At 42.2% G+C, this 13,111-nt stretch carries 15 protein-coding genes; 10 read left to right on the top strand and 5 right to left on the bottom strand.

The window, feature by feature from the left end:
* The first annotated feature begins 12 nt into the window (after positions 1 to 12).
* From cbiK to cobS, 5 genes are all read left to right on the top strand, one after another.
* Positions 13 to 807, top strand: a complete 795-nt coding sequence (cbiK, locus tag C6H66_RS06315; RefSeq protein WP_105395116.1) for a sirohydrochlorin cobaltochelatase — start codon at positions 13 to 15, stop codon at positions 805 to 807.
* Positions 807 to 1,520, top strand: a complete 714-nt coding sequence (locus C6H66_RS06310) for a cobalt-factor II C(20)-methyltransferase (RefSeq protein WP_046394969.1) — start codon at positions 807 to 809, stop codon at positions 1,518 to 1,520. Before cbiK ends, C6H66_RS06310 begins: the two co-directional genes overlap by 1 nt.
* Positions 1,521 to 1,721: 201 nt before the next feature.
* Positions 1,722 to 3,260 (top strand): cobyric acid synthase, encoded by a 1,539-nt coding sequence (locus C6H66_RS06305; RefSeq protein WP_105395133.1) that lies wholly within the window; start codon positions 1,722 to 1,724, stop codon positions 3,258 to 3,260.
* Positions 3,257 to 3,802: a bifunctional adenosylcobinamide kinase/adenosylcobinamide-phosphate guanylyltransferase gene (cobU, locus tag C6H66_RS06300; RefSeq protein ID WP_105395115.1), complete on the top strand. Its 546-nt coding sequence runs from the start codon at positions 3,257 to 3,259 to the stop codon at positions 3,800 to 3,802. The genes C6H66_RS06305 and cobU overlap by 4 nt, the downstream gene beginning before the upstream one ends.
* Positions 3,799 to 4,545: an adenosylcobinamide-GDP ribazoletransferase gene (cobS, locus tag C6H66_RS06295; RefSeq protein ID WP_105395114.1), complete on the top strand. Its 747-nt coding sequence runs from the start codon at positions 3,799 to 3,801 to the stop codon at positions 4,543 to 4,545. Before cobU ends, cobS begins: the two co-directional genes overlap by 4 nt.
* A 46-nt stretch (positions 4,546 to 4,591) precedes the next feature.
* Here cobS and C6H66_RS06290 read toward each other — a convergent pair whose 3' ends face one another.
* Both C6H66_RS06290 and C6H66_RS06285 read right to left on the bottom strand, forming a co-directional pair.
* On the bottom strand, positions 4,592 to 4,897 hold the full coding sequence (locus C6H66_RS06290) for a HigA family addiction module antitoxin (protein WP_105395113.1): 306 nt from the start codon (positions 4,895 to 4,897) through the stop codon (positions 4,592 to 4,594).
* Between the two features lie 9 nt (positions 4,898 to 4,906).
* Positions 4,907 to 5,203, bottom strand: a complete 297-nt coding sequence (locus tag C6H66_RS06285) for a type II toxin-antitoxin system RelE/ParE family toxin (RefSeq protein ID WP_040149074.1) — start codon at positions 5,201 to 5,203, stop codon at positions 4,907 to 4,909.
* Between the two features lie 377 nt (positions 5,204 to 5,580).
* On the opposite strand from C6H66_RS06285, the gene C6H66_RS06280 reads away from it, so the two are divergent.
* Both C6H66_RS06280 and cobT read left to right on the top strand, forming a co-directional pair.
* On the top strand, positions 5,581 to 6,198 hold the full coding sequence (locus C6H66_RS06280; RefSeq protein ID WP_105395112.1) for an adenosylcobalamin/alpha-ribazole phosphatase: 618 nt from the start codon (positions 5,581 to 5,583) through the stop codon (positions 6,196 to 6,198).
* Between the two features lie 4 nt (positions 6,199 to 6,202).
* Complete coding sequence (cobT, locus tag C6H66_RS06275; protein WP_105395111.1) at positions 6,203 to 7,252, top strand: nicotinate-nucleotide--dimethylbenzimidazole phosphoribosyltransferase; 1,050 nt, start codon at positions 6,203 to 6,205, stop codon at positions 7,250 to 7,252.
* A 110-nt stretch (positions 7,253 to 7,362) separates the two neighbouring features.
* Here the strand turns inward: cobT and C6H66_RS06270 are convergent, their stop codons facing one another.
* Positions 7,363 to 7,665: an addiction module antidote protein gene (locus C6H66_RS06270; protein ID WP_105395110.1), complete on the bottom strand. Its 303-nt coding sequence runs from the start codon at positions 7,663 to 7,665 to the stop codon at positions 7,363 to 7,365.
* A 688-nt stretch (positions 7,666 to 8,353) separates the two neighbouring features.
* Between C6H66_RS06270 and C6H66_RS06265 the strand changes: the two genes are divergently transcribed.
* Entirely contained in the window at positions 8,354 to 8,833 is a 480-nt protein-coding gene (locus C6H66_RS06265; protein WP_036777364.1) for an Hcp family type VI secretion system effector, read from the top strand.
* A gap of 7 nt (positions 8,834 to 8,840) precedes the next feature.
* The gene (locus C6H66_RS06260; protein ID WP_105395109.1) at positions 8,841 to 9,671 is read left to right on the top strand and encodes a DUF4225 domain-containing protein; all 831 of its coding nucleotides are present in this window, start codon (positions 8,841 to 8,843) and stop codon (positions 9,669 to 9,671) included.
* A gap of 452 nt (positions 9,672 to 10,123) precedes the next feature.
* Here the strand turns inward: C6H66_RS06260 and C6H66_RS06250 are convergent, their stop codons facing one another.
* Positions 10,124 to 10,525: a hypothetical protein gene (locus C6H66_RS06250; protein ID WP_105395107.1), complete on the bottom strand. Its 402-nt coding sequence runs from the start codon at positions 10,523 to 10,525 to the stop codon at positions 10,124 to 10,126.
* An 846-nt stretch (positions 10,526 to 11,371) separates the two neighbouring features.
* On the opposite strand from C6H66_RS06250, the gene C6H66_RS06240 reads away from it, so the two are divergent.
* Entirely contained in the window at positions 11,372 to 12,016 is a 645-nt protein-coding gene (locus C6H66_RS06240; RefSeq protein ID WP_105395105.1) for a hypothetical protein, read from the top strand.
* A 236-nt stretch (positions 12,017 to 12,252) separates the two neighbouring features.
* Here the strand turns inward: C6H66_RS06240 and eutC are convergent, their stop codons facing one another.
* Positions 12,253 to 13,107 (bottom strand): ethanolamine ammonia-lyase subunit EutC, encoded by an 855-nt coding sequence (gene eutC / locus C6H66_RS06230; protein WP_105395103.1) that lies wholly within the window; start codon positions 13,105 to 13,107, stop codon positions 12,253 to 12,255.
* Positions 13,108 to 13,111: the final 4 nt, after the last annotated feature.

Raw genomic sequence — 13,111 nt, 5'->3', positions numbered from 1 at the left:
GAGGGCAATAAAATGAAAAAAGCACTATTAATCATCAGCTTTGGTACCAGCTATCATCAAACCCGACAAAAGAATATTGATGTCTGTGAACAACAACTGGCAGCGGCTTACCGTGATCGCGATCTATATCGCGCGTTCACCTCAGAAATGATCATCCGTAAATTAAAAAAACGTGATGGTTTACAGGTGGATAACCCTCGTCAGGCGTTGGAGCGTTTGGTTAAAGAAGGTTACCAGGATGTGGCTATTCAATCTCTTCATGTCATCAACGGTGACGAATATGAAAAGATTGTCAGTGAAGTGCGTACCTTTAGTGATCATTTCCAACGTTTAGTGGTGGGTACGCCGCTGCTTAACAGCTTTGCCGATTATCAACAACTGCTTGTTGCCCTGAAAAGTCAGATGCCGCCATTAGCTGAGGATGAACGCGTAGTGTTTATGGGGCATGGCGCAACCCATCATGCTTTTTCTGCCTATGCGTGCCTTGATCATCTTATGAGCGCACATAATTTCCCGGCGTTGGTTGGCGCGGTGGAGAGCTACCCGGAAATCGACCAGATCATTATTCGCTTGCGGCATCAGGCGGTGCGTAAAGTACATTTGATGCCATTAATGATAGTGGCCGGCGATCATGCGATTAACGACATGGCATCAGACGAGCCGGATTCGTGGCGTTCTCAACTGGAAGCTGTTGGGATCAAAACCCAATCTTGGTTACAGGGATTAGGTGAAAATCCGTTGATTCGCCAGATGTTCGTTCAACACCTGGCAGACGCGTTACAGACAGAACAACAGGAGGTGGTGTGATGAATGGAAGACTTTATGCTATAGGCGTCGGTCCGGGCGCCAGTGATTTAGTTACCGTACGTGCAGCTCGAATACTTGCTCGCCTTGATGTGCTTTATGCACCCGCTGGACGTAAAGGAGGAGATAGTCTGGCGCTCTCCATTGTGCGTGAATATCTGTTGCCTCATACGGAAATTCGTACCTGCCATTTTCCGATGAACAGTAATGGCGAAGAAAAACAGGCGGTATGGGATGAAGTGGCGCAACAACTGCAAGATGAAGTGGCAAAAGGGCAGCAAGTGGGTTTTATCACGTTGGGTGATGCTATGTTATTCAGTACTTGGGTCTTTTTGCTGGCGCGAATTGGTCGGCAGGAGTGGCTAGAAATTGTCCCAGGTATCACCTCTTTTGCTGCGATTGCCGCGCGTACCGTACTACCACTGGCGATGGAACAGCAATCAATGGCGATAATGTCTTGTACAGCGCCGGAAGCCGAGCTGGAACAGGCGCTGCAAACACATGATTGCGTGGTGCTGATGAAAGTTTATAACCGTTTTACCACTGTGAGTGCGTTGTTGGCCCGCTTGAATTTGTTTGAACATGCCCTATTAATGGCGGATGCGACATTGCCAAGTGAACAGTGCTGGTGCCGTTTAGATCAGGTGGACGCCGATCAGAAATTACCTTATTTTTCCACCATTTTAGTGAATAAACAGTGGCATACTGAGAAATAAGTGCTGGTTATGGCAGCAAAAAATATTCATTGGGTTGGCAATGGCGGCGAATATTGACTAATTGGATACATTTGATCGCTGGGTCAACCCTTTCCATCAGATAAAGGGTGATTGCGAACAAGAGGCAACTTGAAAGATGACGGGTATAAAACTGAGGAGCCGCTTTTTGCTCTACTACACCAATATAAAGGAGATAGCATGATGGGCTTGTCTTTAATGTTGCAGGGTACGGCATCTGATGTTGGGAAAAGTGTACTGGTCGCGGGATTGTGCCGTATCTTTGTTCAAGATGGTTATCGCTGCGCACCGTTTAAATCACAGAATATGGCGCTGAATTCTGGTATCACTATTAACGGTGAAGAGATGGGAAGGGCGCAGATTTTTCAGGCGGAGGCGGCGGGTATCGAGCCTGATGTGCGGATGAATCCGGTATTGCTTAAACCCACCAGCGAGCGTAAAGCTCAAGTTGTGTTGATGGGAAAAGTGGCCTGTAGCATGAATGCGGTGGAATATCACCAATATAAACCCAGTTTACAGCAACAAATTTGTGAGGTTTTTCATAGTTTGGCCCGTGAATATGACGTCATTGTGTTGGAGGGGGCTGGCAGTCCGGCGGAGATCAACCTGCGAGATCGAGATATAGTCAATATGGGGATGGCGGAGATGGTAGATGCCCCAGTGTTATTGGTAGCGGATATCGATCGCGGCGGTGTATTTGCGGCCATTTATGGCACATTGGCACTGCTACGCCCGGAGGAGAAAGCGCGGGTAAAAGGGGTGATTATCAATAAATTCCGAGGTGATGTCAGTTTGCTCCAGCCGGGTATTGAACAGATTGAAGCTTTAACTGGCGTGCCGGTATTGGGCGTGATGCCTTGGTTGAATATTGATCTGGAAGATGAAGACGGCGTAGCGCTACAAACCGGCAAATATGATGGCGCGACAGAAAAGGCGCTAGATATTGCTGTGATTCGTTTGCCCCATATTGCTAATTTTACTGACTTTAACGCGCTGGCGGTGCAACCGGATGTTCGTTTGCGTTATGTAACTCAACCATCAGCGTTGCAGCCGTCAGATCTGATTATCTTGCCCGGCAGCAAAAACACGTTGGGAGATTTGCAATGGCTGCGGCAGAACGGGTTAGCGGATGCCTTATTAACAGCACATCAGGCGGGTGTTCCTATTATCGGTATCTGCGGTGGTTATCAAATGTTGGGGAAACGGATCATTGATGGCGTGGAATCGGGTATTGAACAGATGCAGGGCCTTGGATTGCTGGATATGGAAACTCGTTTTGCCCACGAAAAAGTAACGACTAGGGTAAACGGTAAGAGCTTGTCAGCATTGTCGGGCTTGTTGTCAGACTGTATCGATCAGCCTATTCGCGGTTATGAAATTCATATGGGCAAATCGATACTGGGAGCGGATGCAACCCCGTTTGCCTGTATTACCGAGCGTAACGGCCAGTCCGGTGATTGGTGTGATGGGGCGGTTAATCGACAGGGCAGTGTGATGGGCAGCTATATTCATGGTTTGTTTGATAGCGCTAATTTTACCCGCGCTCTGCTTAATACTTTGCGTCAGCGCAGAGGATTGGCGGCTTACCAAGGGGAAATACTGGATTATACCCACTACAAACAGACTCAGTTTGACCTTCTGGCGAAAGCCATGCGCGAACATCTGGATATAGAACGGATTTATCAGTGTATGAAAACCCATCGACAAGGTTCGGCTCCGTGATTTTGATCACTGGCGGGGCGCGTAGTGGTAAAAGTGTGCTGGCGGAGAGGCTGGCGGCACAAGCAAGTGAACAGGTGTTGTATATTGCCACTGCCGTAGTGACAGACAGTGAAATGGCTGAACGTATACGACTGCACCGCGAAAGTCGTCCGGCTCATTGGCGTATATGGGAGGGCTATCGCGATCTCGGTGCGGTTATCTCGACGCAAACCCGACCGGGAGAAGCAGTTATCTTAGAATGTATCACCACCTTAATTACCAACCTATTATTTGAGCAAGCCGGAGAGACACCACCTGAACAAATGGATTTTGCGGTATTGGAGGTGGGAATTCAGCAGCAAATTAGCGATCTGCTGGCGGCTTGTACTTGTATGACTTCCCCGATATATCTGGTTACTAACGAACTGGGAATGGGCATTGTGCCGGAGAACCGTCTGGCCCGACATTTCCGCGATATTGCCGGAAGGGTTAACCAGCGGCTGGCGGCGGCTGCCAGTGAAGTATTTTTGATGGTATCGGGAATTGAGGTAAAAATTAAATGAATCTGCGCTTGTTTCTTGCCACCTTACAATTTATGACTCGCATTCCGGTACCATCGCGCTGGACACAGGGATTAGAAATAGATCAGTACGTGCGTGGTATAGCGAGTTTTCCATTGGTTGGATTGATTGTCGGTATGCTTGCGGCGGCGGTTTTTACCTTGCTGACTCCTTGGTGTGGCGCTCCCTTGGCGGCACTGGGTTACGTATTAGCGCTGGCGTTGTTAACTGGGGCGCTTCATCTTGATGGTTTAGCCGATACCTGTGATGGCGTGTTTTCTGCCCGTAAACGGGAAAAAATGCTAGAGATTATGCGTGATAGCCGTTTGGGAACCAATGGTGGACTGGCGTTGATCTTCCTTATTTTGGCGAAAGTGCTGGTGGTGAGCGAATTATCTCTGCGTGGCGCTTCTATGCTGATGGCTTTAACTGCTGCGTCAGTGGCGGGCAGGAGCGCGATTATCTTGTTAATGTACCGCCAGCGTTGTGCCCGTGAAGGAGTTGGGTTAGGGAACCTTTATATCGGGCGGGTTAACGGTTGTCAGACAGTGTTGACATTGTTCGGTGGGACAATATTGATTGCTCTACTGATGCGATGGTCTGGTGTGTTGGCATTGGCGATCACGCTGTTGATTATTGGGTTGCTGGCGGTGTATCTGCACCGCCGTTTAGGCGGCCAGACCGGTGATACCCTTGGTGCATCAGTGGAAGCCGGGGAGTTGGTGTTTTTACTGGCGCTACTGTGAGTAACCTCCTAACAGAATGTCCAACTCCCTAATCTTACGCTAATCATTAGCTGGCTGAGAGAATAACAGTAATAGGTGCATAATGCTTACGGGCGGAAATCTGGCGACTTTCCCAGCGATCATGAGCTGCTTGAAGGTTAATCCAAAAATCCTCATCCGTTTCAAATAAACCGGCTAATTGTGTGGCTTCTGCAACGGATAGGCGACGGGAATTATTCACAATTTGGCCAATAACCTTGCGAGAAACACCCATCGCATTCGCCAACTGTTGTTGAGTTATTTTCAACGGTTTCAAAAACTCTTCAGTCAACATTTCACCTACAGTGGTAGGTTCTGCTGTTCTGGTATCCATAAAGCCTCCTTAGTATTTGTGCGGATCAAGATAAAGATCATAAGCATGGCCATCACGCCAGCGAAAAATGAGCCTCCATTGAATAGATACACGAATGCTAGACCATCCATCTAAGTTTCCTGAAAGGCGCTCATAGTTATTACTACGAGGAGAAAACAGTGATTTCTCTGTAGTGGAGGCCTCCAGAAGAGAAAGCTTTCTACGTAAAGGATTTATGATAGTAGCGGGTATGTCTCTTCCTCGAATGTTGTCAAAGTAGAACTTTGCCAATGAGCCTGTTTTTCCATCCCTAAAACTACCAATCATTGGCCTTTCCTCTAGTTCACTCTTGATAAAAGAATTGTACCCAAAATGGAAGCGTAGTGAAACCAAAAAGGAACAAAATGCCCCTAAAAAACATATGATACGCTGGAATTGTAAAACAGAAATACTTTATCTGTGCGAATGAGCAGTGACATAGCTCGCAGCGTTTTATGCTCACCTGATGAAAAAGGTGCTATCGCTATTAGGATAGGGCATTCTGAGAAAACGTTATCCTATAGAAGCAATGTTTGGCCGGTTAAAAAACATTCTCAAATAAGTTTTTTCCCTTGGAGGGGAGTCGGAGTGGTTGTCACCTATCAATCTAAAAAAACGAGTTTGAATTAACAGCTCTAAAACACATCTGAGGTAGAGTAACAACAATGCGACTATTTTTGGTTCGGCACGGTCAGACGGAAGCGAATCTAAGTGGTGTTTTCTGTGGTATGACGGATGTGGCGTTGACTGAAACGGGGATAAATCAGGCTCGGCAAGTTGCCCGCTATCTATCGTCAGTGACATTTTCGCAAGCGATAAGCAGCACATTACGGCGGGCGCGTCATACTGCGGAGATTATTCTGGCCGGTCATTCGCTGTCAGCTACCATTGATACGCAACTCAATGAGATGCATTTTGGCGTATGGGAAATGCGCCATCACCGCGATTTGCAACATGAAGACGCCGAAGCTTGGGCTGCTTGGTTAGCGGATTGGCAACAGGCAGCACCGACCGGAGGGGAAACCTTTCCGGCATTTGCGGCCCGGATAGAAAATGTGGTTCAGCATCTGCTGATACAAGAAAGTCAGCATAATCTGTTATTAGTCGCTCATCAGGGGGTATTGGGCTTGTTGCTGGCGCGTTTGCTGGCTATGCCGCCTGCTGCCATGTGGCACTTTCATTTTGAACAGGGAACGTACAGTGTAGTGGAAATCCAACATGGATTGACTACCTTGCGCACATTTAATAACCGGAGTGACTGGCCGCTTGAGACACGGAAATAACACCATGCAAACATTTTCATCGATCATTAATGCTATTGTGCCGTTGGATAATGTTGCGATGGCGCGTACTGAGACTCGATTGAATGGGCTGGTTAAACCAACAGGCAGCTTCGGACGTCTGGAATATCTGGCGATTCAGCTTGCCGGAATGCGGGGATTATCGGGCCATCATATTGATCGTAAGCAGATTATCGTGATGGTTGCTGATCATGGGGTTTATGACGAAGGCGTGACCATATCGCCTAAGTCGGCGACGGCTATTCATGCGCAGAATATGATGAAAGGGATCACCGGTGTTTGCGTATTGGCGGTGAATGCGGGCGCGGATGTGAAAGTTGTGGATGTGGGCATTGACAGTGATCCTGTGCCGGGATTAGTGAACATGAAGATGGGGCGTGGCAGTGGCAACATTGCTCAAGGACCGGCGATGAGCCGCCAGCAAGCAGAAGATCTATTGCTGGCAAGCGCACACCTGACGCTGGAACAGGCTGCAAATGGCGTGAAATTGTTTGGTGTGGGGGAATTGGGTATGGCGAATACCACACCGGCGGCGGCTGTGGTCAGCGTCTTGACAGACAACGATCCACAACAGATTGTAGGAGTTGGGGCTAACTTCCCCAGAGAACGCTTGCATCACAAAGTGGCGGTTGTGCAACAGGCGATTGAAATCAATCGGCCTGATGCCAGAGATAGCATTGATGTATTGGCCAAGGTTGGAGGTTATGATTTGGTGGGTATGGCGGGCGTAATGCTTGGCGCGGCCTCTGCCGGGTTGCCGGTGATTCTGGATGGATTCCCTTCTTACGCGGCGGCGCTGGCCGCTTGTCGAATTGCTCCTGATGTACGTCATTACCTGATCCCTTCGCATTTATCGGCAGAGAAAGGCTCCATTATCGCGTTGCAGCATTTGCAACTGGAACCTTATCTACATTTGGACATGCGCTTGGGGGAGGGGAGCGGTGCTGCGTTGGCGATGCATTTGGTGGATGCGGCTTGCGCTATGTATAACAATATGGGACTACTCGCTGAAAGTAATATTGTGTTGCCGTGTTAATTATCAGGGTAATTTGATAACCCGCATCCGTAAGGGGGTGAGAGAAAAAGCGTTATCATTTAGGAAAGGATAACGCCGAGAAAACGAGATGGGATTTGAGCTATTGCCTATTATGCAATAGCTGCGAAAGTCAGACCGGTCGCATGAATAACCTTCTTCATGGTTTTCAGTGTGGGATTGCCTTTAGGTGATAATGCTCGGTATAAAGTTTCGCGTGAAAGTCCAGTTCGTTCGGAGACCAGTGACATACCGCCACGTGCTTCAACAACATGGCGAAGTGCTAGTAAAAAGCCAGCTTCTCCGTCCTCTTCATCAAGTTCTTCAAAAGCAGTGTGAAGGTATATTTCAGCGAACTCAGGGTCTTTACGGAGCATTTCAATGACTGCTTCATCGTGACTACGTGATCTACTCATGGTTTCCTCTATTGGTAATCTCTCCAATACTCGATTGCTTTGCTTATGTCGGTTTGTTGTTTTCGTTTGTCTCCACTCAGTAACAGCAGAACGACTTTCTTTCCTGCCAGAGCATAATAAAGCTTAAAAGCTACTCGTTAACAAGTTGAAAAAATTATCAGTAATAAATCTAGCTTATAGCAAGAAAGCGTTGATAGTCTTATTTATATTGATGTTGCAACATCTAAATATCAAAGAAGAATTATTTATCCCAATAATACTTTATTGTTAAATAAGATTCCAAAATAGCGCTACACCTTATACCACTCATAATTCCATGTATAACAACGGGTTGGATAAGGCTATGTGTAGCAGAATTATGAAACGCTATTTAAATAGCCATTTTTATATGAGTTCATTGTTCTTGGATGATAATTTTAAAGATTTCAGTAAATAGATCTCGTAATATTTGATTGCCAATGACTCTCATTATACGTAGTTGTTTTGGGTTAAAAATGAGTTCAGGTTTGATTTAAATGGAATATTCACCAGAGTTATATTCTATTTTTAACACAAAATGATTATCTGAATTTTCCTTGTTATGAGGTTTATCACACTCTTTGGCAATGAACCCAATATCTATATTATATTTCTTATCAAGATAATATATATTCATGCTTTTGAAATATTGACTAACTGATGGTTTTCTATGGCGAATATAATCTATTTAGAAATTAGGGGTGATAAGCAAGGTTTGATATCACAAGGATGTTCAACGGTTGATTCTATTGGTAACACATGTCAGCTTGGTCATGAAGACCATATATTTGTTTATGAATTGACCTCTAATATAACCAGAGGTCAACATGTTAACCATCAGCCGGTTGAGATAAGAAAGCCAATAGATAAATCTTCTCCTCTTTTGGGATTGGCTATAACGAATAAAGAATCGCTGCAATGTATTTTTTATTTTTACAGAACATCAACTAAAGGTGGTTTAGAGCTCTATTATAAGATAAAACTTACCGGCGCATATATATGTGCATTGAATGGATTTTATCCAAATTCATCTACGCATAATGAATGTCAGCCACAGGAGAGTTTATCTTTGATGTATAAATCAATAACGTGGGAACATATTATGTCCGGCACCAGTGCATATAGCATATGGGAAGACAACGTTTACTGAGGCTTTTATGAAAGGGATATCTCATCTTTCTTATGATTTAAATAATTACGCTTCATTATTGAAGCGTAAAGCACATTTGGCTGCCAGCTTTTTTATAGAAGATAGCCAATTGAGAATGTCATATTTAAAAGAAATTGATGATTTTGTTAATATAAAAACACGTGAGTTTAAAAATACATTTGATGTAAATGAAAAAAAGAGATTGGTTTATGAAGTAAAAGATGAATATGAAGTAACGGAAAAAGAATATCAGGTTTTAAGGCGTAAGGATTATACCAAATATATTGTAACCGATATATTTGAAGATCACGGCGTGGTTAAATATGCAAAAATAGGCGGTGGGGTTGTTGCTGGTGGTGTTCAAATGTTTGCTGGTCTTGCAGTTTTTAATTCAGGGAGACTTGTAAAATCTAGAACAGTTCAATCGGTAGGTGTTGTTTTGGCTGCTCATGGAGTTAATAACTTTTATGAATCTATTAGCCCGATTCTTTATGAGCATCAAGATATAGGCTGGGTTAGGGAAGGATATAGACATGTCTCTCATGCTTTAGGTTATGGTGATGGTGTAGCTGATGTTGCTTATAGTTCAGTTGATTTCGTGGCAAGTCTATATGGAACGTATGGGATGCTCAAGCTTAAACCGGTTAAATCTAAGAATAATATATCTGGGGGTTATCCTGTTAAACCGGGGGCAGGGAAATTGTTCAGATATATTAATTCGGATCTTGCCAGAAAATGGCAGTTAACACCAAAGCCGATGTTAACCATTCAAGTATTAAGTAGTGGATATAAAGTCAAACTTTTGATAGATGACATATATAAACTTCATGACGATTGAAATTTATTTTTTATTTTAAAACGAATATAGAAAACTAGCAATTTTGAACCTGTGATTAAATTACACCTAACGGAAAAACTGTAATAAAAAAAAGATGAGATTGAAATAAATAAGTAAATTGAAAACATTAATGGAATTCCATATGCCATATCACTGAAAAACATACCTGTTATTATAAATAAGAAAATTGGAGTAAAAAATAACAATGGCATAGCGACCTCTTCGGCTATAAGTAACAGATAATGACAAAAACAGTCTGTTTTGTTTTGGTATCTATCATAAACATCAGGCTCATCTTTATATAAGGTAATAAAGTTTCTCTTTATCTTAAGCAATTCTTTTAAGGTGAATCCACTATTTAATGTTAATTTTCTTAAGTCAGTTAGGTTCATTTATTTAGACTCGATTTTATTTAATTATATGGTTATTTTTATCATATTTAATTAATTGTTTCAACGATTTAATTTATTTTTTATTTTAAAACGAATATAAAATATTGCTAATTTTAATCCTGTTATGAAATTACAGTTAACAGAGTAGCTGAAATAAAATAAAGCTGATGTTGTTATTGATAGATAAACAAAGGTCATTAATGGAATCCCATATGCTTTCCCACTGAAAAGCATTCCTAATATTATAAATAAGTTAATTAGTGTTGAATATATTAACGGCATGGCTATTTCTTCACCTATAAGTAATAGGTACTGGCAGAAACAATCTGTTTTACTTTTGTATTTATCATAAATATCAGGATCATCCTTGTGTAGAATAATAAAGCTTCTCTTTATCTTAAGTAATTCTTTTAAGGTGAATCCGCTATTTAGTATTAATTTTCTTAAATCAATTAGGTTCATTTTTTTAACTATATAAATTTCTTGCCGTAAAATACTTATTCTTTATAACTGTTTAAATTTTTCTTTTATTTTGAGACGAATATAGAAAATGACTAATTTTATACATGTGAAAAAATTATAACGATAGCGATGATAAAAAGATTTATAGCATATGCATATAATTGTTGAGATGATATAAATGATCGATATTAATGATAAATGGGATATTGAATTTTCGTCATAGAGGAAAACTTCCATTATTATGTAACCTACATACATGAGAGCAAAAAATAACACGGGTTCGCCGGCATCTTCAGCAAGCACTATTATAACGTTGTAAATATTATCGCTTTTTGTATAATACTTTATTACATATTTTCTTTCATCATCGTCAAGATTTTTAAAGGTCCGTTGCATCATAAGAAGCTCTTTAAATGTGAATCCACTACTGAGGGTTAATTTTCTTAATTTTTCCAAATCCATCTATTCAATCTCATAATATTTTGTTGATCTAATGACTTATCATAACATAATTACGGTTTTATTATACCTAATAAATGCATTATTTAGATCTGTTTTTCTAAAGTTTGTTGTATTTAGTAGTATGGTGCTGCTGCCGTAATAGAAATGAGAGAAAAAAGTTTTACCAGAATAAATAACGCGGGAAAAACAGTATCTAATTTAGGTTATTGTTTATTACATGATTAAATGACAAAGTATATACAATGAATTCGTTAATTGTATTTTTTCACTGTGCTGACAAATTTCAATATTTAACTGTTTGTGGAAAGTGTTAAGTTAAATTTTACAGGTAAAACTGCCTGTTATGTATATTACTAAACAACATAAATAATAAGGGAAAGAATAATGTCATTGAAAAAAACTGTATCTATAGGTCCTCTTCAAACCGTTGAGATTTATAGTAATAAAAATATTGCAGTGCCCAATACAGTCCCAGCGGCAATTATAAAAAACAAGAGTATGGCACCAATTAGGGCTATAAATTACTGGGCTCGTCTGATTGGAGATTATCATCAATATAGTCATGTTGATGTTTATCCTAGCGAAGTTAAAATATTCGGAGGACCTGGTGACCTTATTTACCGCTATAAAATTGTAGTCACCAATCTTAGCAATACTGAAATTGCAGAAATTGAATTTGTAATGGACTCTGCGTGGAAAAAAGCTGGAATTCCATCAAGAATGGTACATATGAATTCTAACGATGCATATGTAATTTATAATTCTGGTAATGCAGTATTACCCACTGATTTCAGTGACGCAATTATAAAAAACAATAGCCTGGCAAATATTAGGGCTGTAAATTATTGGGCTGGTCCGTTTGGGCATTATAATCAGTATAGCTATATTGATATTTACTCCGGTAAGACGGAAATACTTGCATCACCTCCTAATGTTGTTAATTACTATAAAATTGAATTCTACAACATTAGCAGTATTCTAAATGCAGAACTGGAAGTTATATCGCATTTATGGTTAGGCAATCAATAAAGCAGGAGGCAGGTTTTGGCCTGCCATCCTATTTTTATATTGATGATTTTATTAATGAAGTCAAAGGGAGTTCCCACTTAAATGAAAGATTATTGTTTATACCCGTCATCTTTCAAGTTGCCTCTTTATTGGCTGCACTCGCTCACTCCGGTCATATAGTTATCTATGCTTCCGGGGATTTGCTCCCTTGCCGTCGCGAAGCATCTTGAAATCCATAGAGTATAGCCACCATGCTATCAACGACTAAGAGCAATGCCAGAAGCTTGCTGTTCTAGCATATTTTTAGCTAGATCGACAATAATTGCTGCGGCTTCGATTGGTGGCGTGCCGCCACGATGAATATTAGAGATACAAGTGCGGTCAGCTTCAACAGTTTTTTCTACTGTCGGTTTATAAACTGCATAGCAGGAGAGACTTTCCGATTGCCCCAATCCGGGACGTTCTCCAATCAGTAAGACAACCACTTTAGCTTTTAGTAGTTCGCCAATCTGATCTTCGATTTTGACGCGACCATAACGCACAAAAAACGGTGTGCCGATGCACATTCCTGCTTGTTCCAACCCTTTTAACAGTGGTGGTACAAGATCTTCGTAGTTGGTGGTAATGGCGTCAGTAGAAAGACCATCGGAGATCACAACTTGTACATCGGGGCCAGTTTTGCACTGTGTTAGCAAGGTTTCTACCGCGTTCGCACTGAGTTTTCTTCCTAGGTCCGGGCGAGTTAAATAGAGGTTTTTGTCGCTGACTTGAGATTGCACTTCCAGCAATCCGCGCTTTTCTATCCATTCAACCGGGACTTCTTTTAACACTGTATCTTTAGAACGGGAGTGATCAGCCTGAAAACGCAGTAATGCTTGAGTACGGGGGCGTGGACCGCTGCGGCCGGTACCGACTCTCGCCACCGTGCTCCGGCGTAATTCCTGTAAGACTTCCATGCGGTTCGGGTTTTGGACACCGATCCACTGCTTGGCTTCTGAGGAGCCTAAATCCGGCGTACAGCTTTCAATTTCGTCAATGATTTCAGGGGATGCATGGGGGTTCAGGTCAGATACCAGCTCGCTTACATTCTCTTCAATTGTTTTTTGGTTCATGGTG

Origin of the sequence: Photorhabdus hindustanensis, assembly GCF_002968995.1 — a bacterium.
GTDB classification, from domain to species: domain Bacteria; phylum Pseudomonadota; class Gammaproteobacteria; order Enterobacterales; family Enterobacteriaceae; genus Photorhabdus; species Photorhabdus akhurstii.
This window is presented reverse-complemented; position numbering and strand designations above follow the sequence as displayed.

Excerpts from the sequence above, each read along its gene's own strand:
- C6H66_RS06250 (WP_105395107.1), bottom strand. The coding sequence starts at position 10,525 with ATGAACCTAATTGATTTAAGAAAATTAATACTAAATAGCGGATTCACC.
- C6H66_RS06285 (WP_040149074.1), bottom strand. The coding sequence starts at position 5,203 with ATGATTGGTAGTTTTAGGGATGGAAAAACAGGCTCATTGGCAAAGTTC.
- eutC (WP_105395103.1), bottom strand. The coding sequence starts at position 13,107 with ATGAACCAAAAAACAATTGAAGAGAATGTAAGCGAGCTGGTATCTGAC.
- cobT (WP_105395111.1), top strand. The coding sequence starts at position 6,203 with ATGCAAACATTTTCATCGATCATTAATGCTATTGTGCCGTTGGATAAT.
- cbiK (WP_105395116.1), top strand. The coding sequence starts at position 13 with ATGAAAAAAGCACTATTAATCATCAGCTTTGGTACCAGCTATCATCAA.
- C6H66_RS06305 (WP_105395133.1), top strand. The coding sequence starts at position 1,722 with ATGGGCTTGTCTTTAATGTTGCAGGGTACGGCATCTGATGTTGGGAAA.
- C6H66_RS06270 (WP_105395110.1), bottom strand. The coding sequence starts at position 7,665 with ATGAGTAGATCACGTAGTCACGATGAAGCAGTCATTGAAATGCTCCGT.
- cobS (WP_105395114.1), top strand. The coding sequence starts at position 3,799 with ATGAATCTGCGCTTGTTTCTTGCCACCTTACAATTTATGACTCGCATT.
- C6H66_RS06290 (WP_105395113.1), bottom strand. The coding sequence starts at position 4,897 with ATGGATACCAGAACAGCAGAACCTACCACTGTAGGTGAAATGTTGACT.
- C6H66_RS06265 (WP_036777364.1), top strand. The coding sequence starts at position 8,354 with ATGGCGAATATAATCTATTTAGAAATTAGGGGTGATAAGCAAGGTTTG.
- C6H66_RS06240 (WP_105395105.1), top strand. The coding sequence starts at position 11,372 with ATGTCATTGAAAAAAACTGTATCTATAGGTCCTCTTCAAACCGTTGAG.
- C6H66_RS06260 (WP_105395109.1), top strand. The coding sequence starts at position 8,841 with ATGAAAGGGATATCTCATCTTTCTTATGATTTAAATAATTACGCTTCA.
- C6H66_RS06310 (WP_046394969.1), top strand. The coding sequence starts at position 807 with ATGAATGGAAGACTTTATGCTATAGGCGTCGGTCCGGGCGCCAGTGAT.
- C6H66_RS06280 (WP_105395112.1), top strand. The coding sequence starts at position 5,581 with ATGCGACTATTTTTGGTTCGGCACGGTCAGACGGAAGCGAATCTAAGT.